This window comes from Geodermatophilus sp. SYSU D00742, assembly GCF_054049935.1.
In genome coordinates this window covers 101699-127094 of record NZ_JBJGYJ010000004.1, presented here as the reverse complement: position 1 = coordinate 127094, position 25396 = coordinate 101699, and the positions used below count along the sequence as shown (strand labels likewise).

Annotated in this window: 27 protein-coding genes; 9 read left to right on the top strand and 18 right to left on the bottom strand. The window is 75.0% G+C overall.

All coding sequences use genetic code 11. The annotated features are described in order from the left end of the window. Positions 1-4: 4 nt before the first annotated feature. Entirely contained in the window at positions 5-2068 is a 2064-nt protein-coding gene (locus ACI78V_RS04400; protein WP_456849292.1) for a diguanylate cyclase domain-containing protein, read from the bottom strand. A 219-nt stretch (positions 2069-2287) separates the two neighbouring features. On the opposite strand from ACI78V_RS04400, the gene ACI78V_RS04395 reads away from it, so the two are divergent. Next, complete coding sequence (locus tag ACI78V_RS04395; protein WP_456849290.1) at positions 2288-2815, top strand: DUF4396 domain-containing protein; 528 nt, start codon at positions 2288-2290, stop codon at positions 2813-2815. A gap of 111 nt (positions 2816-2926) precedes the next feature. On the opposite strand, the gene ACI78V_RS04390 is transcribed toward ACI78V_RS04395, so the two are convergent. Both ACI78V_RS04390 and ACI78V_RS04385 read right to left on the bottom strand, forming a co-directional pair. Continuing rightward, a complete protein-coding gene (locus ACI78V_RS04390; protein ID WP_456849288.1) occupies positions 2927-3073 on the bottom strand; it encodes a hypothetical protein in 147 nt (48 codons plus the stop codon). 131 nt (positions 3074-3204) lie between these two features. Then, positions 3205-4917, bottom strand: a complete 1713-nt coding sequence (locus ACI78V_RS04385; protein WP_456849286.1) for a phosphoenolpyruvate--protein phosphotransferase — start codon at positions 4915-4917, stop codon at positions 3205-3207. Positions 4918-5080: 163 nt separating this feature from the next. Here ACI78V_RS04385 and ACI78V_RS04380 point away from each other — a divergent pair, with 163 nt between their 5' ends. Genes ACI78V_RS04380 through ACI78V_RS04365 form a run of 4 tightly spaced genes read left to right on the top strand, consistent with a single transcriptional unit; the run spans position 5081 to position 9355 of the window. Next, positions 5081-5848, top strand: a complete 768-nt coding sequence (locus tag ACI78V_RS04380; protein WP_456849284.1) for a DeoR/GlpR family DNA-binding transcription regulator — start codon at positions 5081-5083, stop codon at positions 5846-5848. After that, positions 5845-6906 (top strand): 1-phosphofructokinase family hexose kinase, encoded by a 1062-nt coding sequence (locus ACI78V_RS04375; RefSeq protein WP_456849282.1) that lies wholly within the window; start codon positions 5845-5847, stop codon positions 6904-6906. Before ACI78V_RS04380 ends, ACI78V_RS04375 begins: the two co-directional genes overlap by 4 nt. Before the next feature lie 22 nt (positions 6907-6928). After that, a complete protein-coding gene (locus tag ACI78V_RS04370) occupies positions 6929-9049 on the top strand; it encodes a PTS fructose transporter subunit IIABC (RefSeq protein WP_456849280.1) in 2121 nt (706 codons plus the stop codon). A gap of 45 nt (positions 9050-9094) precedes the next feature. Further along, complete coding sequence (locus tag ACI78V_RS04365) at positions 9095-9355, top strand: HPr family phosphocarrier protein (protein ID WP_456849278.1); 261 nt, start codon at positions 9095-9097, stop codon at positions 9353-9355. 74 nt (positions 9356-9429) lie between these two features. On the opposite strand, the gene ACI78V_RS04360 is transcribed toward ACI78V_RS04365, so the two are convergent. From ACI78V_RS04360 to pdhA, 5 genes are all read right to left on the bottom strand, one after another. Next, the gene (locus ACI78V_RS04360) at positions 9430-9897 is read right to left on the bottom strand and encodes an SRPBCC family protein (protein WP_456849277.1); all 468 of its coding nucleotides are present in this window, start codon (positions 9895-9897) and stop codon (positions 9430-9432) included. Between the two features lie 64 nt (positions 9898-9961). Then, a complete protein-coding gene (locus tag ACI78V_RS04355; RefSeq protein WP_456849275.1) occupies positions 9962-11131 on the bottom strand; it encodes an AGE family epimerase/isomerase in 1170 nt (389 codons plus the stop codon). 3 nt (positions 11132-11134) lie between these two features. Beyond that, positions 11135-12595, bottom strand: coding sequence for a dihydrolipoamide acetyltransferase family protein (locus tag ACI78V_RS04350; RefSeq protein ID WP_456849273.1), 1461 nt, complete (start codon positions 12593-12595; stop codon positions 11135-11137). A 2-nt stretch (positions 12596-12597) separates the two neighbouring features. Beyond that, entirely contained in the window at positions 12598-13578 is a 981-nt protein-coding gene (locus ACI78V_RS04345) for an alpha-ketoacid dehydrogenase subunit beta (protein WP_456849271.1), read from the bottom strand. Then, complete coding sequence (gene pdhA / locus ACI78V_RS04340) at positions 13578-14717, bottom strand: pyruvate dehydrogenase (acetyl-transferring) E1 component subunit alpha (RefSeq protein ID WP_456849269.1); 1140 nt, start codon at positions 14715-14717, stop codon at positions 13578-13580. The genes ACI78V_RS04345 and pdhA overlap by 1 nt, the downstream gene beginning before the upstream one ends. 215 nt (positions 14718-14932) lie before the next feature. Between pdhA and ACI78V_RS04335 the strand changes: the two genes are divergently transcribed. Next, positions 14933-15406, top strand: coding sequence for an Lrp/AsnC family transcriptional regulator (locus tag ACI78V_RS04335; RefSeq protein ID WP_456849267.1), 474 nt, complete (start codon positions 14933-14935; stop codon positions 15404-15406). A 55-nt stretch (positions 15407-15461) separates the two neighbouring features. Here ACI78V_RS04335 and ACI78V_RS04330 read toward each other — a convergent pair whose 3' ends face one another. Beyond that, entirely contained in the window at positions 15462-15713 is a 252-nt protein-coding gene (locus ACI78V_RS04330) for a DUF3253 domain-containing protein (protein WP_456849265.1), read from the bottom strand. Positions 15714-15786: 73 nt separating this feature from the next. On the opposite strand from ACI78V_RS04330, the gene ACI78V_RS04325 reads away from it, so the two are divergent. Next, positions 15787-16368 (top strand): hypothetical protein, encoded by a 582-nt coding sequence (locus ACI78V_RS04325; RefSeq protein WP_456849264.1) that lies wholly within the window; start codon positions 15787-15789, stop codon positions 16366-16368. A 148-nt stretch (positions 16369-16516) separates the two neighbouring features. Then, positions 16517-17035, top strand: a complete 519-nt coding sequence (locus tag ACI78V_RS04320; protein ID WP_456849262.1) for a hypothetical protein — start codon at positions 16517-16519, stop codon at positions 17033-17035. A gap of 11 nt (positions 17036-17046) precedes the next feature. Here the strand turns inward: ACI78V_RS04320 and ACI78V_RS04315 are convergent, their stop codons facing one another. Genes ACI78V_RS04315 through ACI78V_RS04275 form a run of 9 tightly spaced genes read right to left on the bottom strand, consistent with a single transcriptional unit; the run spans position 17047 to position 24247 of the window. Then, complete coding sequence (locus ACI78V_RS04315) at positions 17047-17370, bottom strand: DMT family transporter (RefSeq protein ID WP_456849260.1); 324 nt, start codon at positions 17368-17370, stop codon at positions 17047-17049. Next, positions 17367-17510 (bottom strand): hypothetical protein, encoded by a 144-nt coding sequence (locus ACI78V_RS04310; RefSeq protein WP_456849259.1) that lies wholly within the window; start codon positions 17508-17510, stop codon positions 17367-17369. The genes ACI78V_RS04315 and ACI78V_RS04310 overlap by 4 nt, the downstream gene beginning before the upstream one ends. Further along, positions 17507-19189, bottom strand: coding sequence for an amidohydrolase (locus ACI78V_RS04305; RefSeq protein ID WP_456849257.1), 1683 nt, complete (start codon positions 19187-19189; stop codon positions 17507-17509). The genes ACI78V_RS04310 and ACI78V_RS04305 overlap by 4 nt, the downstream gene beginning before the upstream one ends. Then, positions 19186-20673: an aldehyde dehydrogenase family protein gene (locus ACI78V_RS04300; protein WP_456849255.1), complete on the bottom strand. Its 1488-nt coding sequence runs from the start codon at positions 20671-20673 to the stop codon at positions 19186-19188. Before ACI78V_RS04300 ends, ACI78V_RS04305 begins: the two co-directional genes overlap by 4 nt. Then, complete coding sequence (locus ACI78V_RS04295) at positions 20664-20969, bottom strand: EthD family reductase (protein WP_456849254.1); 306 nt, start codon at positions 20967-20969, stop codon at positions 20664-20666. Before ACI78V_RS04295 ends, ACI78V_RS04300 begins: the two co-directional genes overlap by 10 nt. Further along, positions 20969-21457, bottom strand: coding sequence for a flavin reductase family protein (locus tag ACI78V_RS04290; protein ID WP_456849252.1), 489 nt, complete (start codon positions 21455-21457; stop codon positions 20969-20971). The genes ACI78V_RS04295 and ACI78V_RS04290 overlap by 1 nt, the downstream gene beginning before the upstream one ends. Positions 21458-21468: 11 nt before the next feature. After that, entirely contained in the window at positions 21469-22917 is a 1449-nt protein-coding gene (locus ACI78V_RS04285; RefSeq protein ID WP_456849250.1) for a purine-cytosine permease family protein, read from the bottom strand. Beyond that, a complete protein-coding gene (locus tag ACI78V_RS04280; RefSeq protein ID WP_456849248.1) occupies positions 22914-23174 on the bottom strand; it encodes a hypothetical protein in 261 nt (86 codons plus the stop codon). The genes ACI78V_RS04285 and ACI78V_RS04280 overlap by 4 nt, the downstream gene beginning before the upstream one ends. Beyond that, the gene (locus tag ACI78V_RS04275; protein ID WP_456849246.1) at positions 23171-24247 is read right to left on the bottom strand and encodes an LLM class flavin-dependent oxidoreductase; all 1077 of its coding nucleotides are present in this window, start codon (positions 24245-24247) and stop codon (positions 23171-23173) included. Before ACI78V_RS04275 ends, ACI78V_RS04280 begins: the two co-directional genes overlap by 4 nt. A gap of 183 nt (positions 24248-24430) precedes the next feature. On the opposite strand from ACI78V_RS04275, the gene ACI78V_RS04270 reads away from it, so the two are divergent. After that, the gene (locus ACI78V_RS04270; protein WP_456849244.1) at positions 24431-25393 is read left to right on the top strand and encodes an Lrp/AsnC family transcriptional regulator; all 963 of its coding nucleotides are present in this window, start codon (positions 24431-24433) and stop codon (positions 25391-25393) included. Positions 25394-25396 lie beyond the last annotated feature (3 nt).

Below are 25396 nucleotides of genomic sequence, written 5' to 3'. Positions count from 1 at the left end.
GCCCTCAGGTCCCGGCGTCCTCCGCGCGGGCGCGACCCGCGTGCTTGTCCTGGTACATCGCCGCGTCGGCGGCGCGCAGCAGGGCGTCGGGCCGCCCCCGCTCCCCGCTGTGGACGGCGACCCCGACGCTGGTACCGACCACGACCTGCCGGCCCTCCAGGCGGAAGGTCTCGTCGAAGCAGCCGAGCACGCGGGCCACCACACGGTCGGCGTCCTCCGGGTGGGTGAGCCCGGGGAGGATGACGGCGAACTCGTCGCCGGAGAGCCGGCCGACGGTGTCGCCGGGGCGGACCGCCGCCCGGAGGCGGGCCGCGACCTGACGGAGCAGCTCGTCACCGGCGGCGTGGCCGAGGGAGTCGTTGACCGCCTTGAACCCGTCGAGGTCGCAGAAGAGCACGGCCGCGTGCTGGTCGGGGCCGGTGGCGGCCAGCGCGCCCTCCAGCCGCTCCATGAACAGCACGCGGTTGGGCAGCCCGGTCAGGGCGTCGTGGGTGGCCTGGTGGCGGACGGTCTCCAGCAGCCGGGCGCGCTGCAGGGCCGTCGCGGCCTGGTCGCCCACGCCGCGGAGACGGGTGAGCGAGTCGCCGGCCAGCGCCGCGGGTGCCCGGCCGGCCGGCCAGCTGGCGGTGGCCACCCCGAGGAACGTCCTGCCGGCGAGGACCGGCACGGCCACCACGTCGGTGATGGTGAGCGCGTCGAACAGCTCCTGCAGCGGCCGGCTGCTCGTCGTGGTGCTCAGCAGCCGCGGTTCCCTGTCGGTGAGCATCCCGACGAGTTCCGGGACGTCCTCGGCACGCAGCGGGGTCGACAGGAGCAGCTCGCGGGCCTCCGGGGTGTTCCCCACGGTGGCGTTGGTCTGCAGGCAGCCGCTGGCGGGATCCCAGAGCATCATCGCCGCGCTGTCGCACCCCACGACGCGGGGCAGCGCCTCGGCGACCACCGCGCAGACGGCGGCGGCGTCGGTGGCGCCCGCGAGTTCGTGCGCCAGGGTCAGCAGGGAGCCGGCGCGGTCGGCCTCCTGCCGCGCGCTCTCCAGGGCCATGAGCAGGTCCAGGGCGGCGGCGGCGTGTCCCGCGTACGCGGCGAGCATCTGCCGCTCGTGGCCGAGCGCGCCGTCACCGGGCCGGTAGACCGTCGCCAGCCGGCCGTGGTGCCGCCGGGCGGAGACCACGTCGACGGCGATGACGTGCGCACCGAGGTCCTCACCCGCCAGCAACGCCCGCGCCAGCTCGCCGACCCGGTCCTCCGGGAGTCCGTCGCCGTGCACGAGCGGAGGGCCGCCGGCGGGGTCGGTGACCGCCAGCAGGTAGCCGGGGGCGAGCACGGCATCAGCCGCCCGCTCGACGATCCGGCGCAGCACGGTGTTCACGTCGTCGCTGGCCACCAGGTCGCTGGTGGCCGACTGCAGGTTGCGCAGCTGGTCCCGGAGCGCCAGGAGCTCGGCTCCGGAGTCCCGCCTGCCGCGCCGGCCGCCGCCCAGCCGCAGCCGGCGGTCCCAGGTGAGGTGGTAGAGGCACGCGGGGTACCCGTCGGACTCGCACTCGGTGTGCACCAGCTCGGCCGGGGGCAGGCCGAAGATGGCCGGCACCATGCTGATCAGGCCCTGCGCGTACTGGCAGTCCAGCCGCGAGTGCCGGTAGCCCTCGTGCAGCGTGAAGCTCAGGGTCGCCGAGCCGGCGCCCGCCTCCAGGACCCGCATCGTCGAGGTGGTGGAGAACTTGGCGACGGCGCGCGGCAGTTGCCGGTACACCTGGCGCGGGGAGCCCATGGCCCGGATGAGCAGCACGAGCGCGGGGTTCATCCCGTGGGTCAGCGACTCGCTGCCGACGCGGTACATCGTCAGTGGGTCGCCCAGGACCTCGGTCGCGGCGCTGAACAGCCGGATCCGCGTGTCGTAGCTGGTCCAGCGCGACGGGAGGGAGAGCTCCTCGGCGCTGTACGGGACCTCCGCCCGGCGCAGCACCTCGGCGACCGCCTCGTCGCCGCCCTGCTGACGGACGTAGCTCAGGACCAGCCCCGTGGTGGCTCCCGAGGTCTCGCGGGGCTCCAGCGGCAGCGCTCCGCTCACCGGACACCGTCCCGCGGTCGGCGCCGGCCTCCGAGGAGGTCCTGCTCCCCGTCCGATGTGGTCACAGCACCTGGATCGGCACGCCCGGCGAGGCGGTTGAGGAGGACGCCCCGAACGAGGGAGGTGCGGCCCCTTGCCCCGCCGGGCGCGCGGGAGTACAACGGGAGATACCCCCCAGGGGTAACCGGGACCACAGCGTGGACGAGGAGGCGGCTCCCGATGGGCACTGCCGCACACGACCTGCACCACCCCGCCGGCAGCGGGACGCACGGACCCGGCCACCAGCACGGGCACGACCACTCCGGCGGCACCGGCGCCTCCTGGGCGACGGCCGCGTCGGCGACGCTGCACTGCCTGACCGGGTGCGCGATCGGCGAGGTGCTCGGCATGGTCATCGGCACCTCACTGGGCCTGCACGACGGCGCCACCGTCGCCCTGGCGGTGAGCCTGGCCTTCGTCTTCGGCTACGCCCTGACGATGCGCGGGGTGCTGCGCGCCGGCCTGCCGTTCCGGCGCGCCCTGCGGGTGGCGCTGGCCGCAGACACCGTCTCCATCGCGGTGATGGAGCTCGTGGACAACGCCGTCATGCTCTCGGTCCCCGGGGCGATGGACGCCGGCGTCACCAGCGCCCTGTTCTGGCTGGCGCTGGCCGGCTCCCTGGCCGTCGCGTTCGTGGTCACCCTGCCGGTGAACCGGGCGATGATCGCCCGAGGCAGGGGGCACGCGGTCGTCCACGGGCTGCACTGAGCCCGCCACCGCGCCCGGACAGCAGACGACCCCGGTCTCCACACGGAGGCCGGGGTCGCGCGTGTCGGCCCCTGCCGGCCCCGCCGCGAGCGGCGGGCAGGGGTCCTGCCGTCAGCGGTGGAGGCCGCCGCCGTTCGCCATGGTCAGGAGCTCGTCGCGCATGGACGGGCTGCTGGTGCGCGCGAGGGCGCGCTCCAGCGCCCGGCGCGTACGCGCCGCCTGCCGACGCTGCCGCCAGCTGGACGTCACGGTGTTCATCGCCTGGTGCCTTCTTCCGTCTCGGGGGTCTCACCCTCATCAAAGCAGGTGAGCCCAAGAGTATTCCGACGAATCGCAGGCAGATGAGCCACCACGGCGACGGATCCTCACCCCGCGGGGTGATGTTGCCCTCACTCCCCGGTCAGCACCGCCCGCGCCGCCGCCCGGGCCGCGTGCGGGTCGTCGGTCGCGAGGGCTGCCTCGGCGGCCCGCCGGCAGGCGTCGAGGTCCACCGTGGCGAGGCGGGCCCCCACGCCGGCGATCGACGACGCGGCACACGACAGCGAGGTCACCCCGAGACCGACGAGGACGCACGCCAGCAGGGGGTCGGCCGCCGCCTCGCCGCAGACCCCGACGGGGCGACCGGACCGCGCCCCGGCGGCCGCGGTGAGCTGGACCAGCGCCAGCAGCGCCGGCTGCCACGGGTCGGTGAGGTCGGCGAGGTCGGCGGAGAGCCGGTCGGCGGCCAGGGTGTACTGCGACAGGTCGTTGGTGCCGATCGACAGGAAGTCGACGTGCTCCAGCAACCGGTCGGCCTGCAGCGCCGCCGACGGGACCTCGATCATCACGCCGGGCACGAGCCCCCGCTCCCGCACAAGCCGGGCGAAGCCCGCGGCCTCCGGGACCGTCGCCACCATGGGCGCCATCACCCACGGCTCCGCGCCGGTCCGCCGGGCGGCCTCGGCGATCGCGTCGAGCTGCCGCTCGAGCAGGCCGGGGTCGCGGCGGGCGACGCGCAGGCCACGGACCCCGAGCGCCGGGTTGGCCTCGTCGGGCGGCGTGGCGAAGGCCAGCGGCTTGTCGGAGCCCGCGTCCAGGGTGCGCACGACGACCCGCCGGCCCTCGAAGGCGGTGAACACCTCGGCGTAGCCGCGGGCCTGCTCCTCCACCGAGGGCTCCTCGGCGCGGCCGAGGAAGGCCAGCTCGGTACGCAGCAGGCCGACCCCCTCCGCGTGCGCGGCCGCGGCGGCGCGGGCCCCCGCGCCGTCCTGGACGTTGGCGAGCACCTTGACCGCCACGCCGTCCCTGGTCGTCCCGGGGCCGCGGTAGCCGGCCAGCGCCGCGGCCGCCGCCCGCGCGGCCTCCACCCGGGCCCGCGCGTCCTCCGGGTCGGGGTCCACGGTCACCGTCCCCCGCTCGCCGTCGAGCAGCACCGTCGCACCCGCGGGGACGTCGTCGAGACCGCCCACCGCGACCACGCAGGGCAGGCCGAGCTGGCGGGCGATGATCGCGGTGTGGCTCGTCGTGCCGCCCAGGCGGGTGGCCAGGCCGGTGATGCGAGCCGGGTCGAGGCCCGCGGTGTCGGCGGGCGCGAGGTCGTCGGCGAGGAGCACCGACGGCACGGCAGGGCTGGGCACGCCGGGCTCACCCTGACCGGTGAGCTGGGCGACGATCCGGTCGCGGATGTCGCGGACGTCGGTGACCCGCTCGGCCATGAGGCCGCCCAGACCGGTGAACAGGTCCACGAACTGCTGCGCCGCCTGCACGGTGGCCAGCGCGGCCGGGACCCCCGCGTCGATCCGCTGCTCCACCGCCGACAGCAGCCCCCGGTCCCGCGCCAGACCGGCGGTCGCGGCGAGCACCTCGGCGCTGACCCCGGTGGCCCCGGACGCACGCTCGGCCAGCCGGTCGGCGACCACGCCGGCGGCGGCGGTGAAGCGCTCCTTCTCCCCCGGGCGCTCCTCCTCGCGCACGGTCCCGCCGTCGTCGGCGGGGAGCCGCACCGCGCCGGAGGGCCGCACCACCGGGCCGTAGGCCACGCCGGGGACGACGGGCGTCCCCGGGAGCACGGTCGGGCCCGCGGTGGACGAGGGGGCGGTGGTGCCGGGAGCGGTGGTGGACATGGGTACCTGCCTTGACTGACGAGGGGGACAGGAGCACGGCGGACGCCGTCGTCCTCCGGTGACCACGGTCACGGAAATGTGTTGACTTGTCAATGGATCGGACGTAGAACAACATCATCACAACCGTAAAGCCACACAACCGGGCACGGAGAGGAGGCGGGTCGTGTACGCAGAGGAACGTCAGCAGGCCATCGCCGGGCTGGTCGCCGATCGCGGTCGCGTCGCGGTGACCGCGCTCGCCGAGGAGTTCGGGGTCACCACCGAGACGGTGCGCCGCGACCTCGCCGTCCTCGAGCGCGCCGGCATGCTGCGCCGCGTGCACGGCGGCGCCGTGCCGGCCGGGGCGCTCACCTACGTGGAGACGGCGCTCGGCGAGCGGCACGGCACCCGCAGCGAGCAGAAGCGGAAGATCGCCGCCGCGGCCCTCGACCTGCTCCCGGGCACCGACGGCAGCCTGCTCCTCGACGGCGGCAGCTCCACCGCCGCGCTGGCCGAGCTGCTGCCGGGTGACCGGCGGCTGTTCGTCGCCACGCACTCGGTGCCCATCGCCGCGCGCCTGGGCACCATGCCCGGCCTCTCCCTGTACGTCGTCGGGGGACGGGTCCGCGGCATCACCCAGTGCGCGGTCGGCGAGCAGGCCGTCAACGCCCTGGCCGACCTGCGGGTCGACGTCGCCTTCCTCGGCGCCAACGGGATCTCCCCCGAGCACGGCTTCTCCACGCCGGACGAGGCCGAGGCGTCGGTCAAGCGCGCCATGGCGCGGGCCGGGCAGAAGGTCGTCGTCCTGGCCGACAGCAGCAAGCTGGGCCGCGAGCACCTGGTCCGCTTCGCCGCCCCCGGCGACGTCGACGTCCTGGTCACCGACGCCGACGCCGACCCCGCCACGATCGCCCGCCTGGAGACCGCCGGCGTCGAGGTCGTGGTCGCATGAGCGCCGAGCGCGCGAGGCCCACCGGGGGCCCGGCCTCCGGCCGCATCGTCACCCTGACCGCGAACCCGAGCCTGGACCGCACACTGGCGCTGCCCGGGCCCCTGGAGCGCGGCGGTGTCGTCCGCCTGGCGCCCAGCTCCACCGAGCCGGGCGGCAAGGGTGTCAACGTGGCGCGGGCGGTCGCCGCCGCAGGGGGCGACGTCCTGACCGTCATCCCCGCGGGGGACGACGACCCGATCGTCGCCGCGCTGCACCGGCTGGGCCTGCCGCTGGCCTCGGTGCCGGTCGCCAGCCCGGTGCGCACCAACTACACGCTGGCCGAGCCGGACGGGACGACGACCAAGCTCAACGAGCCCGGCGCCCCGCTGAACGCCGACACCCGTGCCGCGCTCGCCGCCGTCCTGCACGAGCACGCCACCAGTGCCCGCTGGGTGGTGCTCTCCGGCTCACTGCCGCCGGGCACGCCGGTCGACTGGTACGCCGAGCTGGTCCGCGCGCTGCGCGACTCCGGCGCCCGCATCGCCGTCGACACCTCCGAGGCGCCCCTGCTCGCGCTGCTGGCCGCGGGCCCCGACGCCGCACCGGACCTGCTCAAGCCCAACGCCGAGGAGCTCGCCCAGCTGGCCGGGGTCACCGAGGCGGAGGTGACCGCCGACCGGGACGCCGCGCTGGCCGCCGTCGCCACGCTGCACGAGCGCGGCGTCGGCGAGGTGCTGCTGACCCTCGGGGCCGACGGCGCCCTGCTGTCGGGCGCGGAGGGCGTCTGGTCGGCCACCCCGCCGCCGATCGCCGTCCGCAGCACGGTCGGCGCCGGCGACTGCAGCCTCGCCGGCCACCTGCTGGCCGACCTCGCCGGCGCCCCGGCCGACGAGCGGCTGCGCTCCGCCGTCGCCTACGGGGCCGCCAGCGCCTCCCTGCCCGGCTCCGCCGTCCCCACCCCGGCCCAGGTCGACGCCGCCGCCGTGGCGGTCAGCGCCATCCGCGGCCCGCTGTCTCCCCCCGCACCGCCCGGCACGTCCCGCACCACCGTCCCGGCCGCCGGCCGCGACGTCCGCTGACGCCCTCCCGGAGAGGCACGCCATGCCCGACCTGATCACCCCCGACCTGGTGGCGCTCGACGCCGACCTGGGCGCTGACAAGCACACGGTCGTCCGGCGACTGGCCGCACTGGTCGCCGCCACCGGCCGGGCCACCGGCGCCGACGGCCTCGCCGACGACGCCCTGGCCCGCGAGGCCCAGGCCGCGACCGGCCTGCCCGGCGGCATCGCCATCCCGCACTGCCGGTCCGAGTCGGTCACCGAGGCCTCGCTGGCCTTCGCCCGCCTCGCGCCGAAGGTGGACTTCGGCGCGCCCGACGGCCCCGCCGACCTGGTCTTCCTCATCGCCGCGCCCGCCCACGGGGACGCCGACCACCTCACGCTGCTCACGGCCCTGGCCCGGGCGCTGGTGCGGCCGGAGTTCGTCGCCTCGCTGCGGGCCGCGCAGACCGACGCCGACGTCGTCCGGCTGGTGCAGGAGGTCGTCGCCCCCGAGCCGGCCGCCGCCCCCGTCGGGTCCCCGGCCGGTGCGCCGGCGCCCACCCCGGCCCCCGAGCCCCAGCCCGAGGCCGCCGCCGCCCGGCGCAGCATCGTCGTGGTCAGCGCCTGCCCGACCGGCATCGCGCACACCTACATGGCCGCCGACAAGCTCACCGCGGCCGCCGAGGCCGCCGGGGTCGACGTCCACGTCGAGACCCAGGGCTCGTCGGGTTCCACGCCGTTGCGCCCCGACGTCATCCGCGCCGCCGACGCGGTGATCTTCGCCGTGGACGTCGGCGTCAAGGACCGCGACCGGTTCGCCGGCAAGCCGGTCGTCCAGTCCGGCACCAAGCGGGCCATCAACGAGCCCGACGTCATGATCCGCGAGGCGCTGGCCGCCGCCGACGACCCCGCCGCCCGCCGGGTGCCGGGCTCCGCCGACGCCGCGGGCACCTCCGCCGCCGCGTCGGCCGGGCCCCGCCCGGGCACGGGCACCGAGATCCGGCGCTGGCTGCTCACCGGCGTCAGCTACATGATCCCGTTCGTCGCGGCCGGCGGCCTGCTCATCGCCCTGGGCTTCCTGTTCGGCGGCTACCAGATCGTCAACGACAACCCGGACGCCGACGGCCAGAGCTACGCGCTGAGCTGGGTGCTCAACAACTCCTTCTTCGACCTGCCGACCGCGGCGCCCACCGAGGGCCTCAACGACGGGTTCTGGGGCTACCTCGGCGCGGTCTGCACCGTGCTGGGCCAGGCGGCGTTCGGCTTCCTCGTCCCGGCGCTGGCCGGCTACATCGCCTACGCGATCGCCGACCGCCCCGGCATCGTCCCCGGCTTCGTCGTGGGTGCCGTCTCCGTCACCGTCGGCGCGGGCTTCATCGGCGGCCTGGTCGGCGGCATCATCGCCGGGTTCGCGGCGCTGTGGATCAGCCGCTGGAAGCTCCCCACCGGCGTCCGCGGCCTCCAGCCGGTCGTGATCATCCCGCTGCTGGCCACGCTGATCTCCAGCGGCCTGATGGCCGTCGTCCTCGGCCGTCCGCTGGCCGCGGCCCTCACCGGCCTGGGCAACTGGCTCACCGGCCTGACCGGCACCTCGGCGGCCCTGCTCGGGGTCCTGCTCGGCCTGATGATGTGCTTCGACCTGGGTGGCCCGGTGAACAAGGCGGCCTACGTCTTCGCCACCACCGGCCTGACCGCCGCCGCCACCGGCGCTCCCCTGGTGATCATGGCCACCGTCATGGCCGCGGGCATGGTCCCGCCGCTGGCGATGGCGCTGAGCACGGCGATCCGCCCGAAGCTCTACACCCCCGCCGAGCGCGACAACGGCAAGGCGGCCTGGCTGCTGGGCGCCTCGTTCATCTCCGAGGGCGCCATCCCGTTCGCCGCGGCCGACCCGCTCCGGGTCATCCCGTCGATGATGCTGGGCGGGGCCACCACGGGGGCGATCGTGGCCGCTGCGGGGGTGGAGCTGCGGGCCCCGCACGGCGGCATCTTCGTCTTCTTCGCCATCACCGGGCTCCTGTGGTTCGTGGTCGGGATCCTGGCGGGCACGGTCGTCGGCGCGGTCGCGGTGACCATCGCGAAGAGCATCGGCCGGCCCAAGGCCGAGGACGTCCCCGAGGACGCCGTCGACATGGCCCACGCCCACGCCGCCACCCCCGTCACCCAGCCGGCCCGCGCCTGACCGGGCAGGCTTGACCCCGATCCGTCCCCGCAGCGAGGAGACCCCATGCCCAGTCAGACCGTCACCGTCGGATCCCGCGTCGGGCTGCACGCCCGCCCGGCTGCCCTGATCGCCGAGGCCGTCGGCAAGGCCGGGGTCCCGGTCACCCTGGCGACCGCGGGCGGCATCCCGGTGGACGCCGGCTCGCCGCTGATGATCATGACGCTCGGCGCGAAGCAGGGCACGGAGGTCGTCGTCACCACGGACGACCCTGCCGTCCTCGAGCAGATCGCCGGCCTGGTGGCCCAGGACCTCGACGCCGAGTAACCCGGCCGCACAGCCGACGGCGCCCGTTCCCTGCAGAAGGGGGCGGGCGCCGTCTCGTGGTGCGGAGCGTCAGGTCACGGCTGGTCGGGGCGCGAGACGTCGCCGCGCCAGGCGCCGGTCTCGGTGCCGCGGCTCTCGATGAACTCCTTGAACCGCTTCGCGTCCGCCTTGACCTGCCGGTCGTCGAAGCCGAGCGCCGCGCCGGCCTTCTCCACGATGCCGGTGGGCTCCCAGTCGATCTGGATCATCACGCGGGTCTTGTTGTCGTCGAGCCGGTGGAAGGTGACCACCCCGGCGTGCTTGGCGTCGCCGCTGGTGCTGGTCCAGGCCACCCGCTCCTCGGGGTGCTGCTCGGTGATCTCGGCGTCGAACTCGCGCTTGACGCCGTCGATGTTGGTGACCCAGTGGGTGTGCCTGTCGTCGAGCTGGGTGATCCGCTCCACCCCACCCATGAACTGCGGGAAACTCTCGAACTGCGTCCACTGGTCGTAGGCGACCCGGATCGGCACGTCGACGTCGATGGCTTCCTGCACGCTGGCCACTGTCTGCTCCTCTGCTCGGGTACTCGGTCGTGGCCCTCCTACCCACCCGACCAGGACCGACACGTCAGCGCAGGGCGGCCGCCACGCTGCCCCGCACCGGCCGGCCCTCGGCCAGCAGCAGCATCTGGACGAGGTGGTAGGCGTCCGGCTGCCCGTCCCAGGTGCCCGAGGCCACCTCCCCGGTCGGCGTCAGCTCGTGGTGCCAGCTGCCGGTGACCGGGTCGGCGAACCGCTCCTCCCCGTGCGCCCGCCACCGCCGCGCCAGCTCCCCGTAGCCCGGCTCCCCGGTGACCTCGGCCAGCGCCGCCGCGGCGGCCACCGCCTCGCAGAGGACCCAGTGCATGCGGGCACCCACGACCGGCCGGTCGTCCCAGTCCAGGGTGTAGGGGAACCCGTCGTGCCCGTCGGCGGCCCAGCCGCGGGTGGCGGCCGCGTCGAACAGGGCGACGGCGTCGTCGAGCAGCCAGGGCGGCGCACCGGCGGTGACCGCACGCAGGTGCAGGGCCAGGCGGGCCCACTCGAACTGGTGCCCGATCGTCACGCCGTACGGGCGGAACGGGTGGGCCGGCTCGTCGCGGTTGTACCCGGGCAGCGGCGTCCAGCCTGCGGTGAAGTGCTCGGGCAGCCGCCAGTCCCGCTCGCGGGCCCAGCCGTGCACGACCCGCTCGAGGGTGCGCAGCGCCCGGCCGCGCAGTCGTGCGGCGCGGGGGTCCCCGTCGCCCAGCGCGTCGGCGGCCGCCAGCGACGCCTCGACGCCGTGCATGTTGGCGTTGGCGCCGCGGTAGTCCGACAGCGTCGTCCAGCCGGCGTCCCACTCCTCGACCGCGAGGCCCGCGTCGTCGTCCCAGAAGCGGGTCTGCCAGACCTCCAGCGCGTCGTCGAGCAGCTCCCGGCCGCCCGGCGCGCCGACCACGGACGCCGTCGCCCCGGCCAGGACGACGAAGGCGTGCACGTAGGCCGACTTCGTGTCGTCGTCCGCCGTCGCGTACCAGCCCCCGTGCGCGGCGTCCCGCAGCGGGCCGTCGGTCAGCGCCTCGACGCCGTGACCGACCAGTCCGCCCGCCCCGGGCCGGCCCAGCAGCTGGGCCAGCCCGAAGACGTGCGTCTTGCGCGCGGTGATGAAGGTCATCAGCGGGCGGTCGGCGATGACCTGCCCGTCCCCGCCCAGGAAGCCGAACCCGCCGGGCACCGCCGATCGCTCGGCGAAGTCGAGCAACCGCTGCAGGTCCGTCATGGGTCAGAACGCCAGCGCGGTGCCGGGGTCGGAGAGCAGCGCGCCGACGTCGGCGAGGAACCGGCTGCCCAGCTCCCCGTCGATGATCCGGTGGTCGAACGACAGCGCCAGCTGCGTCACCTGCCGCGGCCTGACCCTGCCCTTGTGCACCCACGGCATCTCCCGGACCGCCCCGAAGGCCAGGATCGCCGACTCGCCGGGGTTGAGGATCGGCGTCCCGGTGTCGACGCCGAACACGCCCACGTTGGTGATCGTGATCGTGCCGCCGGTCATGTCCGCCGGGGCGGTGCGGCCGGCGCGGGCGGTCTCGGTGAGCTCCGCGAGCGCGCCGGCCAGCTCGGGGAGGCTGAGCCGGCCGGCGTCCTTGATGTTGGGGACGACGAGGCCCCGGGGCGTGGCGGCGGCGATGCCCAGGTTGACCTGCCCGTGGACGACGATCTCCTGGGCCGCGTCGTCCCAGGAGCTGTTGACCATCGGGTGCCGGCGCGCCGCCAGCAGCAGCGCCTTGGCCACGAACAGCAGCGGGCTGACCTTGAGATCCGCGAACTCCGGCCGGGCGGCCAGCCGCGTACGCAGCTTCATCATCCGCGTGACGTCGACGGCGAGGAACTCGGTCACGTGCGGAGCGGTGAACGCGCTGGCCACCATGGCCGCGGCCGTGTGCTTGCGCACCCCCTTCACCGGGATCCGCTGCTCGGTGCCGCCCGCGGCCACCGGAGCGGGCCCGGCGACCGGCTGCTGCCCGCCCGTGGCCGCCGCCTCGACGTCGGCACGGGTGATGACGCCGCCGGGGCCGCTGCCGGACAGCGTGGTGAGGTCCACCCCGAGGTCCTTGGCCAGCTTGCGCACCGGCGGCTTGGCCAGGGGGCGCAGGCGGCCTCGGCCGGGCGGGGCGACCAGGGCGGTCGCCGCCTCCTCGGCCGCGGCGTGCGCCTCGGCAGCGCGGCCGACCTCCAGCCCGCCGTGTCGCACCGGCTTGCTGCGGGCGTCCGGGGCCGTGGTCAGCAGCGGGGTCCCGCGCGAGCCGTCGTCGGCGGACCCGGCCAGCGGCGTGGGCGTGGCGGCCGCGTGGACGGCGCGCCGCGGGCGCCGGCGCGCCTCGGTGGTGCGGGGTCCGTACCCGACCAGCACCGCCGTCCGGCCGCCGGGAGCGGCACCGCCGATCAGCCCGGCCGCGACCTCGCCGCCCGCCCCGGCGGGGGCCTGGGCCGGCCCGTCGCCCCCGACGTCGATGGTGATGATCGGCGTCCCGACGTCGACGGTCTCGCCGGCCTCGTGCAGCAGCGCGGTGACCGTGCCGGCCCAGGGCGAGGGCAGCTCGACGGCGGCCTTCGCCGTCTCCACCTCGCACAGGGGCTGGTTCACCGTCACCGTGTCACCGACGGCGACCAGCCACTGCAGGATCTCGCCCTCGGTCAGCCCCTCGCCGACGTCGGGCAGCTTGAACTGCCGGAGCTCGGCCATGCTCAGAACCCCATCGCGCGGTCGACGGCGTCGAGCACACGGTCGAGGTCGGGGAGGTACTCCTCCTCCAGCTTCGACGGCGGGTACGGGGTGTCGTAGCCGCCCACCCGCAGCACCGGCGCCTCCAGCGAGTGGAAGCAGGTCTCGGTCACCCGCGCGGCGATCTCCGCGCCCAGGCCGAGGGTCACCGGCGCCTCGTGGACCACGACGCAGCGGCCGGTGCGCCGGACCGAGTCGAACACCGGGTCGAGGTCGAGGGGGGAGAGCGTGCGCAGGTCGACCACCTCGAGGGAGCGGCCCTCCTCCGCCGCCGCCTCGGCCGCCTGCAGCGCCGTCTTCACCATCGGGCCGTAGGCGAGCAGGGTGACGTCGTCCCCGCCCCGCACGACGCGGGAGGCGAACAGCGGCCCGGGGCCGGCGTCGGTGTCGACCTCGGCCTTCTCCCAGTACCGCCGCTTGGGCTCGAGGAAGACGACCGGGTCGGGGTGGGTGATCGCCTGCTGGATGCCGAAGTAGGCGTCGACGGGGTTGCTGACCGCGACGACCTTGAGACCGGGGGTGTGCGCGAAGTACGCCTCGGGGCTCTCGCTGTGGTGCTCGACCGCGCCGATGCCGCCGCCGAAGGGGATCCGGATGACGATCGGCATGGCCAGCTTCCCGCGGGACCGTGCGTGGATCTTGGCCACCTGGGTGACGATCTGGTTGTAGGCGGGGAAGACGAACCCGTCGAACTGGATCTCGCAGACCGGCCGGTAGCCGCGCATGGCCAGGCCGACGGCGGTGCCGAGGATGCCGGCCTCGGCCAGCGGTGTGTCGACGACGCGGTCCTCGCCGAAGTCCTTCTGCAGACCGTCGGTGATGCGGAAGACCCCGCCGAGCCGGCCGATGTCCTCACCCATGAGCACGACCTTGGCGTCGTCCTCCATCGCCTTGCGCAGGCCGAGGTTGAGCGCCTTGCCGATCGTGAGGGTCTGTCCGGCCATCAGTGCTCGCCCCCCTCGAAGCTCGCCTGGTACGCCTCGAACTCGGCCTGCTGCGCGGCCAGGTGCGGGGTCTGCTCGGCGTAGACCTGGTCGAACATCGCCGTCCCCGGCGGGTCGGCCATCTCGACGGTGCCACGGCGGATGCGCACGGCGAGCTCGTCGGCCTCGGCCTCCACCGAGTCGAAGAAGGCGGCGTCGGCCATCCCGCTCCGCGACAGGTGCGCCTTGAGCCGGGCGATGGGGTCGCGCAGCTTCCACTCCTCCAGCTCGCTGGCCAGCCGGTAGCGGGTGGGGTCGTCGGAGGTGGTGTGCGCGCCCATCCGGTAGGTGAAGGCCTCGATGAACGTCGGGCCCTGGCCGTCACGGGCGGCGGCGAGCGCCGCCCGGGTCACCGCGAGGACGGCGAGGACGTCGTTGCCGTCGACCCGGACGCCGGGGAACCCGAAGCCGGCGGCCCGCTGGTAGAGCGGCACCCGCGACTGGCGCTCGAGCGGCACGCTGATCGCGTACTGGTTGTTCTGGCAGAAGAAGACGACGGGGGCGGAGAAGCTGGCCGCCCAGATCATCGCCTCGTTGACCTCGCCCTGGCTGGTGGCGCCGTCGCCGAGGAAGGCGATCGTGGCGGTCTCGGCGCTGTCGCGCTGCAGGCCCATGGCGTAGCCGGTGGCGTGCAGGGTCTGCGCGCCGATGACGACGGTGTAGAGGTTGAAGCCGGTGGCGACAGGGTCCCAGCCGCCGTTGTCGACGCCGCGGAACAGGCTGATGACGTCCAGCGGGTCGACCCCGCGGGTCCAGGCCACCCCGTGCTCCCGGTAGGTCGGGAAGGCCATGTCGCCGGGCTGCAGCGCGCGGCCGGCCCCGATCTGCGCGGCCTCCTGACCCAGCAGCGAGGCCCAGATGCCCAGCTCACCCTGCCGCTGGAGCGCGGTCGCCTCGACGTCCCACCGGCGGACCAGCACCAGGTCGCGGTAGAGGCCGCAGACCTCCTCGGGGGTGGTGTCCAGGGAGTACTCGGGGTGCTCGACCCGCTCGCCCTCGGGCGTGAGGAGCTGCACCAGGTCGGGCTGCTGTGGCAGGTGGGGCGCCTCGGCGCCGGGGACGGGGTCGACCACCTCGGTGGTCGCGCTCGACACGCTCACGCACTCACTCCTCCGTCGACCGGGCCGCCGGGGTCACCGGCCGTGCTCCGGTGGTGGACGCCTCGTGGCACCGGGGTGTGGTGCCACTCACACATCGTGGCACGTCCCCCGCCCCGGCGAGAAGATCACCGCTCCGCCGGGATGCGCAAGGGGAGTCCCACCCGGTGCGCAGATTGCTCGGTACGAGGACGTCCTCGCATGCCAGACTGAGCACCGTGCCGGCCCTCGACGCCACCGACGCCCGGCTGCTGCGGGCCCTGACCGAGGACCCTCGCGCCACCGTCATGGCGCTCTCGCAGAAGCTCGGACTGGCGCGCAACACCGTGCAGTCGCGGCTGGCTCGGCTGGAGAGCAGCGGGGTGCTCGCCCCCTTCGACGCCCGCGTGCACCCCGAGGCGCTGGGTTACCGGCTCGGCGCGTACGTCACGGTCCAGGTGGTGCAGCGCAGCCTGGCCGACGTCGGGGACGCGCTCGCCCACATCCCCGAGGTGCTGGAGGTGACGGCGCTGTCCGGCGTCGCGGACCTGCTCGTCCGGGTCGTGGCCAGGGACGCCGACGACCTGTGGCGGATCACCGAGCGCGTGCTGGCCATCCCCGGGGTCCAGCGCACCGACACCGCGCTGGCCCTGCGCCGGCTGGTCGACCACCGGATGGGCCCGTTGCTGGACCGGACCGCCGGCTCGGACTGAGGCGCAGCGCGGCGGCCGGGGGCCCACGCCGGCGAGGCCGGGACAGCGAGCACGGCTACCGCGGGCGACGCACCCGCACGGGTCCACGGGCGGCGGCGACGTCCACGACGACGCTGCCCTGGGTCACCTCCGCGCGCCCGGCCGTGGCCAGGCGGCCGGCGGCGGCACGAGCGGCGGGCATGAGGTCGCGCCAGGCGGTGGGGTCGACGGCGCGGGCGGCCTCCGAGGGACAGATCGACGCGCCGGCCCGCCGGTCGTCCAGCAGCGCCTCGATCGTGTGCTCCAGGCGCGCGTCGACGTCGTCCACACCGGTCAGGGTGCGGCGGGAGCCGCGCCGCCGCCACTGGCCGCCGGTGGCCGGCGCGCGGGAGGCTGCCGCCGTGCGTCGGACCTCCGTCTGCCTGCTCGCCGTCCTGGCGGTGCTGGTCACCGGCTGGGTGCTGGCCGCCCCGGCAACGGCCTGCAGCTGCACCGGCGCACCCCTCGCCCGGCAGGTCGACCGGGCCGACGCCGTCTTCACCGGCCGCCTGGTCTCCCGTGAGGTGCGCGGAGGGTGGAGCACCCCCGATCCGGCGCTCCACGTCTTCTCCGTCGAGGCGGTGTGGAAGGGGAGCGTCGCCGCGGAGCAGGGCGTGGTGTCGGCGGCGTCCGGGGCCAGCTGCGGGCTGGAACTCGCCGGGGAGGGGCCGTTCCTCGTCCTCGCCACGGGGTCGGCCGACCTCGACGGAGGGCAGCTGTCGGCCGACCTGTGCGGCGGGACGACCACCTGGACGCCGGTCACGGAGGCCGGGGTCCGCGCCGCGACCGGGCTCGACGCGCCGGCCGGGCCACGACCGGGAGCGGCCGGCACCGAGTTCGGCGGCCAGCCCCTGTGGGGCCGGCTGGCCCTGGCGGCGGCCGGCGTGGGGGCACTCGGCCTCCTCGGCGCCACCCTGCTGCGCCGCCGTGGGGGGCGGCGGTGACCGACGACGAGGACGCGGGACACCGCCTCCGCCTCGAGTACGGCCTCGACGTGCCGAAGGGCTCCCCGCGGACCGGGCCGGCTGACCGCGACCGGCTGCTGACCCGCCGGCCCGGTGTGCCCGCGCACCTCCGGGGTAGAGCGGGGCCATGGCGAAGCGCACCCCGGTGGGGACGATCGGGAAGGGACGGCGCGGCATCAGCATGCTCGGCTGGGCACTGCGGGGTGCTGCCGCCGGCGCGGCCGGCAGCACCGCCCTCAACGCGGTGACCTACCTGGACATGGCCGTCCGCGGCCGCGGCAGCAGCTCCACCCCGGAGCAGACCGTGCAGACCCTCGCCGAGAAGGCGCACGTGTCCATCCCCGGGGACGACGAGACGCGGCAGAACCGGGTCCAGGGGCTCGGCCCGCTCAGCGGGCTGGTCGCCGGCATCGGGGTCGGCGTCGTCGTCGGCCTGGTCCGGGCGGCCGGCTTCCGGTCACAGCCACTGGTCGGCACGCTGCTCACCACGGCCGGCGTCCTGGTGGCCGCCAACGGGCCGATGACCGTGCTCGGTGTGACCGATCCGCGCACCTGGTCCACCACCGACTGGATCAGCGACATCGTGCCGCACCTGGTCTACGGCGCGGTGGTGAAGACGACGATGGACGCCTTCGACCGTCCCTGACGGCGGCGGCCTCAGTGCAGCGGACCGCCCAGGTTCAGCACGACCACACCCACGACCACGAGCAGGACGCCGGCGAGCTGCACAGCGGTGAGCGACTGGCCGAGGACCGTGACGCCGATCGCCACCACGGTCAGCGTGCCCAGCCCCGACCAGATCGCGTACGCGATCCCCACCGGCAGGGTCCGCACCACCTGCGCGAGCAGCACCACCGCGACCGCGTAGCTCGCGAGCGATCCCAGCGACGGCCACAGGACGGTGAACCCCTCCGTCCGCGACAGCAGCGACGTCCCGATGACCTCCGCCACCACGGCGACCGCGAGCAGCGCGTAGATCACCGGGTCGGCTCCCCCTCTCCGGACAGCGGCACCCGGCCGGTGGTCCCCGGGCCGCAGCCCTCCAGCCCGGCGCGTCCGGCGGGGTCGTCGGTCAGCAGGCGCGCGGTGTGCACGCCCGGGTCGACCGGGACCTGTGTCACGCCCGCCCCGTCCGGGCGGCGGCCAGCCCGGGGCCACGGACGTGCACGCTCTCGCCGGCCACGAAGACCTGGTCGACGTCGATGCCCGCCAGCTCGTCGTCCGGCACCGCCAGGGGGTCGCGGTCCACGACGACGAGGTCGGCGACCTTGCCGGGCTCCAGCGACCCGCGGGTGCCCTCCTCTCCCAGCGCCGTCGCCCCGCCGAGGGTGTGCATGCGCAGCGCCTCCAGCGTGCTGATCCGCTCCTGCTCGGCGATGACCTGGCCGTGGAAGGTGCGCCGCCGGACCGCGCAGGCCACGCTGAAGAACGGCCGGGTCTGCTGCTCCTCCGAGCCGACCCACACGTCGGAGGACCCGGAGATCGGCCACCCGTCGTCGAGCAGCCGCCGGAACGGGAACTGCCGGTGGCGGGCGTACTCACCGACGTAGGTCGGGAGGAACTCGGCGAAGTTCTGGATGAACACCGGCTGTGGCACCGGGATGATCCCGGCGGCCCGCCACGCCTCGGTCAGCTCGGCGTAGTCGGGTACGAAGTTGCCGGCGTGCTCGATCCGGGGGCGCAGGGCCCCGGCGGGAGCGGGCCCGGCGGCGACGATCGCGGCGCACACCTCGCGCTGGGCACGGTCCCCGTTGGCGTGGACGGCGAGCTGCAGGCCGGCCGCGCGGGTGCGCTGCACCGCCTCCGTCAGCTCCTCGGCCGTCACCGCCATGTGCCCGCAGCCGTGCCCCTCCAGGGCGTACGGGCGGGTCAGCGCGGCGTTGGCCGCGGAGTAGCCGCCGTCGGCGAACATCTTCACGCCCTGGATGCGGAACCGGTCCGGGGCGGAGGCCAGCCCCGACCAGGTGCTCGCGTCGCAGGCCTCCTCGAGCGACACGGTCCCCGGCACCCACAGGTAGACGTGCAGCCGGGGAGCGATCCGGCCGGCCGCCACCGCCGCGTCCATCATCCGCAGCCCCGCCACCGACTCCGAGATCTCCCCCAGCGTGGTGACCCCGTGCCGGGTGAACAGCCCGGCGATGCCGGTCTCGATCGCCTCGCGTTGCTCCTCCTCGGACAACTGCGGCAGCGGCAGCAACTTGTCCATCTCGGTGACGATGCCCGTGGCCACGCCGGCGGCGTCGCGGTGCACGCTGGGCTTCCCGGTGATGCTGTACGTCACCGCCTCGTACCGGTCGTCGATCCCGCACCGCTCCAGCGCCCGGCTGTTGAGGACCGACAGGTGGCCCCCGGCCCGCACCACGATCGCGACGTCCCGGCTCACCGAGTCCAGCTCGGCCCGTGTGGGGAACCGGCCGTCGGTCAGCTTCTGGTCGAAGAACAGGTTGGCCTGCGCGACCAGCCAGCCGTCCCGGGCCGAGCCGAGACCGTCGCGCAGGGCGTCGAGCACGTCCCCGACCGAGGAGCAGCCCGGCGCCCGGCAGTCGACCATCGTCCAGCCCGCCTTCGCCGCCACCTCGGCGTGCGCGTGCGGGTCCACGAACCCGGGCAGCACGGTGCGGCCGCCCGCATCGAGCACCACGGTGTCCGGGCCGATGTGGTCGGCGGCCCGCTCCCGCGGGACGACGGCCTGCAGGACGCCGTCCCGGACGGCGACCGCGACCGGGCCCACCGGGCCGTCGCCGGTCATGGTGAGGGCGCGGCCGGCCAGCAGCACGGTGTCCGCCACCGGCCCGGTCACAGGGCCACCCCCGACAGCACCAGCACACGCGGCTCGGTGTAGTCCTCCATCGCTGAGCGCACCCCCTCCCGTCCGATCCCGGACTCCTTGACCCCTCCGTAGGGCATCTGCTCGGCGCGGTAGGTCGGCACGTCGCCCACCACCACGCCGCCGACGGTCAGCTCCCGCTGCGCGCGGAACGCGGTTCCCAGGTCGTGGGTGAAGACCCCCGCCTGCAGCCCGAACCGGGAGTCCTCGATGCGGCGCAGCCCGTCGGCCACGTCGTCGACCGGTGCCACGACGACCACCGGGCCGAAGACCTCGTCGCAGGCCACCGGCGAGTCGGGCGGGACGTCGACCAGGACGGCCGGCGGCACCGTCGTCCCGGACCGCCCGCCGCCGGTGAGCAGCCGCGCGCCGGCAGCCACCGCACGGCTCACCCAGTCCTCGACCCGCTCGGCGGCGGCGAGGTCGATCAGCGGGCCGACGTCGGTGCGCTCGTCCCCCGGGTCCCCGGTCCGCAGCCGGCCGACCTCCTCGACCAGGTGCTCGAGGAACCGCTCGTACAGCGGCCGCTCGACGAACACCCGCTGGACGGAGATGCAGGACTGCCCCGCCTGGTGGTTGGCGAACAGGGCCACGCGTGCGGCGGCGCGGGCGAGGTCGTCCCCGCGGTCCCAGTCGGCGCACACCAGCGCGGCCGCGTTGCCGCCCAGTTCCAGGGTCACGTGCTTGCGGGGCAGCGTCTCCTTGAGCCACCAGCCGACCGGCCCGGAACCGGTGAACGACACCACCGGCAGCCGGGGGTCCCCGGTCAGCTCCCCGGCCCGGCTGTCGGGCAGCGGGAGGACCGACCAGGCCCCCTCCGGCAGCGTGCACTCGGCGAGCAGCTCGCCCAGCAGCGCGGCGCTGAGCGGGGTCTTCGGCGCGGGCTTGAGGACGATCGGCGCGCCGGCCGCCAGCGCCGGGGCCACCTTGTGGGCGACCAGGTTCAGCGGGAAGTTGAACGGGGTGATGCCGAGCACCGGTCCCCGGGGGAACCGCCGGGTGACCGCCAGCCGGCCGTCGGACGCCGGATCCGCGTCCAGCCGCTGCAGCTCACCGGACCAGCGCAGCGCCTCCTCGGCCGCCCACCGGAAGGTCGCGGCGGCCCGCTGCACCTCGACCCGCGCCCAGCGCAACGGCTTGCCGCTCTCCGCGGTGATCGTGCCGGCCACCTCCTCGGCGCGCTCCAGGAGCCGCGCGCCGACGTGCCGCAGCGCGTCGGCCCGGCGGTGCGCGGGCCAGGCCGCCAGCTCGGGCGCAGCGGCGCCCGCCCCGGCGACGGCCCGCTCGACGTCCGCGGCCGTGGGCACCCGCACGCACCCGACGACGTCCCCGGACCAGGGGTGGACGACGTCGACCACCTCCGCTCCCCCCACCTCCCGCCCGGCGACCCACCCGCCCCGGACCGGCGCGACGCGGCCGGTCCGGGGAGCGGTCGCCGGGTCCGCGATCACGGCCACGTGAGCACCCGCGGGGCGTTGAGCACCTGGACGCCGGCCTGGGCGAACCGCTGGAGGTCGGCCACCGCGGCCTGGCCCTCCGGGCCGGACAGCGAGGCGGCGGCGTCCTCGGCGGACCGGTAGGTCATCCGCGCCACGACGTAGGGCGCGTCGGCCTGCGCGGAGTCGACCCTGCCCCACGCGAACTCCGCCACCAGCGGCATGGCCTGGACCAGGGGGACGTGGACGCGGGTGTAGTGCTCGTCGAAGGCGGCCGGGTCGGCCGGCCGGGTGTAGAGGACGACGACGTCGTACATCAGGTCTCCGCTCGGGGGACCGGAGCCGGGTGCAGCCGGCGCCGGTGGTAGACGACAGGGGTGCTCGAGGGGTCGTGCTCGAGGGCGGCGACCCGGCCGACGACGATCGTGTGGTCACCGCCGGGGAGCAGGTCCGCCACGACGCAGTCGAGGACCTGCGCGGCGCCACGCAGCTGCGGCTGGCCGGAGAGCCCGATCGCCCAGTGGCCGCCGTCGAACTTGTCCGCCCCCTTGCCGGCGAACCGCATCACGGACGCCTGCTGCCCGTCGGCCGCCACGTGCACCAGGAAGTGCCGGCCCACCTCCAGCGCGGCCAGCGTGTCCGACGCCCGGTCCAGGCAGACGAGGAGCAGCGGCGGGTCCAGCGACAGGGAGGTCACCGCGGACACGGTGGCCCCGTGCGGGACGCCGTCCGCAGCAGTGGTCGTGACGATCGAGACGGCGGCCGGGAGGTCGGCCATGGCGGTGCGGAACGCGGTGCCGTCCACGCACGCCGCGGTCACGAGCGCCGTCCCGCGGCGGACAGCGACCGGCGGCCGTAGCCGCCCCGGCCCAGCGGGCGCAGGACCAGCACCGCGCCGAGCCAGTACACGAGGCCGGCGACCACGATGGAGGGAACCGACGCGGTCAGGTACTGGAACGGCGCGCGGTAGACGTAGGTGACCGGGTCCAGCAGGTAGATGTAGGTGACCACGCCGGCGGCGAAGGCCACGAAGCCCACCGGGTTGAACCCGCCCCAGTAGCGGTACGCCGTCCCGTTCCGGTCGTCGTAGAGCGCGGGGACGTCGTAGCGCTGCCGGCGCAGCACGAAGTAGTCGACGATCTGGATCCCGCAGACCGGCCCGAAGCACACGCCGAGGAAGGCGAGGAACGTGCTGAAGTGGGAGAAGACGTCGTCGGCGAAGAACCCGACGAGGACGAACGCCGGCAGGACGGCCACGAGCGTCGAGGTCCGCCACGACCAGCGGCGGACGCCGGGCAGCTGCCGCACCGCGAGCGTGGAGGCGTAGACGCCGACGATCGCGGTGCCGATGTTGGCCAGGACGATGAACGCCAGGGCGATCACCCCGACCACCGGGCCGCCGATCTCGACGAGGAACTGGGTCGGGTCGCCGCCGGAGTCCGGCAGCGCCAGGCCTGCGTAGAACCCGGTCAGCGAGCCCACGCCCACCCCGAGACCCAGCCCGATGACCACCGGCCACAGCGACTTCCGGGCACTGGGCCCGTTGCGGACCATCGCCCCCGTGTACGCCCACCAGGAGAGGTTGGAGGCGACCAGCACCTCGATGCCGCTGGCCCAGTTGGCCGACGCGTCCGGCCACGCGGCCACCGCCGGGGCGGAGAACAGCTCGTCGACACCGACCTGCACCAGGAGGATCCCCAGGACCACGAAGCCGAGCACCAGCACCAGGACGGCGATCGGCCGGCTGAAGTCGCGCAGCGCCTGCGGTCCGCGGGAGAGCATCCCCAGGACCACCAGGATGCCCAGCACCCCGCACGCGCCGACGAACCAGGACGGCGTCTGCCAGCCCAGGGCCGCGGCGATCGATGCGGTGGCCCGGCCCAGGAAGATGAACAGGATGACGTTCCAGCCCAGCGTCGAGGCGTAGACCAGCACCATCGACAGCCCGGCACCGCGCGTGCCGAACTGCGGCCGGCTGCCGACGACGGAGTCGATGCCGTACTTCACGCTCGACGGCACGCAGGCCAGGACGATGAAGAGGATGCCCAGCAGCGAGCCGGCGAGGATCGCCAGCGTCCCCTGCCCCGCGCCGAGGTAGTAGGAGACGAAGCCCCCGATGATGAAGCACCAGGTGGCGATCGCCGTGGACACCGACGTGGAGAAGATGGTGAAGGTCCCCCACGGTCGCTGGGGGCGGGCGATCGGCCAGCCGTCCTGGACCGAGACCCCGCCGGTGTCGGTCGTGGGGTCGGACGTGGTGGTCATGCCAGGACTCCGATCAGCACGAGGAGGGCGGGGACCAGGACGGTGACGACGAGGAGCAGCAGGTAGTCCCGGCGCTCCAGGGGCAGGCCCTGCATGTCGGGGTCCTCCATCGCCGCGCAGGCGGCGGCCAGCCCGGGCGGCAGTGCCCCGGTGTCCAGAGCGCGTGGGGGGACGCCGTCCTCGGTGAACCCGGGGTCGAGGAACGGGCGCGCGGGGTCCCCCGGCGCGGCCCCCGCCGACGCGGGCAGGGCGGTCATGCCGCACCCGCCGCGGCGGCCGGGTCGACGACGGGGATGACCTCGTGCCCGATGAGCTCGAGGGACTGCTCGATGTTCTCGTGCCCGACGGCGTCGATCCGCAGCAGCACCTCGTCGATGCCCATCTCCTCCAGTCGCTTGATCCGGGCGATGAAGTCGTCCGGGTCGCCGATCATGACCGAGGGACTGGACTCGCACAGCCAGTCCAGGTCGTCCCTGTGCTCCACGAGCGCCCTGATCTCCTCCAGGTAGCCGTAGGCGGGGTTGTCCGCCAGCGGGATGTAGAGGTCGAGGATGAACTCGAAGTAGCGCAGCGCCACGTCGCGCGCGACCCGCCGGGCCTCCTCGCGGCTCTCCGCGCAGTAGGCGGTGGCCACGTACAGGCCGCGGTAGTCGTTGGGGGCGACGACGCCGGAGTGGTCGGTGCCGTCGAAGGCCGTCCGGTAGGCCCGCAGGCACTCCTCCAGGTACGGGAACCCGAAGTAGTTCTCGAAGGTGATGACACCGATGCCGCGGCGGCCTGCGTTGGCGTGCGACTCCACGCTGGAGGCGGCGACCGAGATCGGCGGGTGCGGGGTCGTGACCGCCCGGGGCACGAGCTCGCGGCGGGGGATCTGCCACACCGGCCCGTCGTGCTCGAGGTGGTCGTCGGTGAGCGCCTTGACGAGCACGTCCATCGAGTCCTCCCACTGGGCCCGGGTGTCCTTGGGATCGACGCCGAAGGTCGCCAGGGTCTGCAGGTTGTTCGACCGTGCGGTGCAGATCTCCGCCCGGCCGTGGGAGACGATGTCGAGGGTGGCCAGCCGCTCGGCGATCAGGACGGGGTGGTTCCACGCCAGCATCACCGACGCCATGGTGCGGAACTTGATCCGCTCGGTCCGCGCCGCGGCGGCCGCGTAGAGCACCTCGGGGGCCGAGACCGAGAAGTGCGGCGGGCTGAAGTGCTGCTCGGAGGTCCCCCACGTGGAGAACCCGAGCCGATCGGCCAGAATGACCTCGTCGATCATCTGGTGGTACCGGTGGTAGGCGTCGGTGCCCGTCAGGTCACCTTCTTGCAGCAGTCCGACTCGCATGGCTTCTCCTGGTGTGGGTGGGGAGCCCCGGGTCCCGGCGGGCCGGCCGGGTCCGGGCTGGTGCGTGGTGCGCAGGAAGTGGGGTCGTGGGTCGTGGTCGACGAGGGCGGCACGGTGGGGGGCGGCCCGGCCGTGTCATCCGGCACCTCCTCGGGCGGGGATCCGTCCGCGGCGCGGCCGCGGGTGGTGCTGCGGTCGGACCCGGCCCCGTCGCAGCTCGGCGAGCTGGAGATGCAGCTGGTCGCGCTGTTGCAGGCCGACGGGCGCATCTCCTTCGCCGAGATGGCCCGGCAGACCGGCGCGACGGAGAAGACGGTCCGCCGCAAGGTGGCGCGCCTGCTCGACGAGGCCTTCGTCCAGGTGTCGGCCGTGACGGACCCCGCCGTCCTCGGCTGGTCGGCCATGGCACTGGTCTGCCTGACCGTCGACGGCACGGTGCCCACCGCGGTGCTGGCCGACCAGCTGGCGGAGATCCCCGAGGTCGACTACGTCACCTGCACCACCGGGCGCTTCGCCGTCCAGGCGGAGGTGGTGTGCGCCGACGTCGGCGTCCTGCAGCAGGTCGTCGACGAGCGGATCCGTCGCCTGCCCGGCGTCCGTGACGTCGAGCTGCTGCCCTACCTGCGCCTCCACTACCAGCAGGCCCGGTTCGACGGGGTGCGGGTGGAGGACGCCCCGACGGGGGTACGCCCGCACCAGCTCGACGAGACCGACCGGCGGATCGTCGCCCGGCTGGCCGCCGACGGGCGGATGCCGTTCAGCGAGCTCTCGGCGGACCTGGACGTCTCGGAGACGATGGTCCGGCAGCGGTTCCAGCGGCTGGTCGCCACCGGTGCGGTCAAGGTCATGTGCATCGCGAACCCCCTGAGGTTGGGCTTCCGCTCGGTCGGGTGGATCGGGGTACGTGCCGGTGCCGGCGCCCGGTCCGTGGACATCGCCGAGGCGTTGACCGGACTCCCGGCGGTGACCTACGTGGCGGTCACCGCCGGGCGGTTCGACGTGCTGGCCGAGGTCGTCTGCGCCACGCAGGAGGACTTCCTGTCGCTGGTCGACGACTCGGTGCGGGCGGTGGACGGGGTCGCCGAGGTCGAGGTCTGGCTGTACCTGGACCTGCGGTACAAGCCCCTGCAGCCTCGCGTCGGCTGACCC

Bases quoted from the DNA above. Each gene is read 5' to 3' on its own strand.
- ACI78V_RS04395 (WP_456849290.1), top strand. From the start codon at position 2,288: ATGGGCACTGCCGCACACGACCTGCACCACCCCGCCGGCAGCGGGACG.
- ACI78V_RS04390 (WP_456849288.1), bottom strand. From the start codon at position 3,073: ATGAACACCGTGACGTCCAGCTGGCGGCAGCGTCGGCAGGCGGCGCGT.
- ACI78V_RS04385 (WP_456849286.1), bottom strand. From the start codon at position 4,917: ATGTCCACCACCGCTCCCGGCACCACCGCCCCCTCGTCCACCGCGGGC.
- ACI78V_RS04375 (WP_456849282.1), top strand. From the start codon at position 5,845: ATGAGCGCCGAGCGCGCGAGGCCCACCGGGGGCCCGGCCTCCGGCCGC.
- ACI78V_RS04370 (WP_456849280.1), top strand. From the start codon at position 6,929: ATGCCCGACCTGATCACCCCCGACCTGGTGGCGCTCGACGCCGACCTG.
- ACI78V_RS04365 (WP_456849278.1), top strand. From the start codon at position 9,095: ATGCCCAGTCAGACCGTCACCGTCGGATCCCGCGTCGGGCTGCACGCC.
- ACI78V_RS04355 (WP_456849275.1), bottom strand. From the start codon at position 11,131: ATGACGGACCTGCAGCGGTTGCTCGACTTCGCCGAGCGATCGGCGGTG.
- ACI78V_RS04350 (WP_456849273.1), bottom strand. From the start codon at position 12,595: ATGGCCGAGCTCCGGCAGTTCAAGCTGCCCGACGTCGGCGAGGGGCTG.
- ACI78V_RS04345 (WP_456849271.1), bottom strand. From the start codon at position 13,578: ATGGCCGGACAGACCCTCACGATCGGCAAGGCGCTCAACCTCGGCCTG.
- ACI78V_RS04320 (WP_456849262.1), top strand. From the start codon at position 16,517: ATGGCGAAGCGCACCCCGGTGGGGACGATCGGGAAGGGACGGCGCGGC.
- ACI78V_RS04295 (WP_456849254.1), bottom strand. From the start codon at position 20,969: ATGTACGACGTCGTCGTCCTCTACACCCGGCCGGCCGACCCGGCCGCC.
- ACI78V_RS04285 (WP_456849250.1), bottom strand. From the start codon at position 22,917: ATGACCACCACGTCCGACCCCACGACCGACACCGGCGGGGTCTCGGTC.
- ACI78V_RS04280 (WP_456849248.1), bottom strand. From the start codon at position 23,174: ATGACCGCCCTGCCCGCGTCGGCGGGGGCCGCGCCGGGGGACCCCGCG.
- ACI78V_RS04275 (WP_456849246.1), bottom strand. From the start codon at position 24,247: ATGCGAGTCGGACTGCTGCAAGAAGGTGACCTGACGGGCACCGACGCC.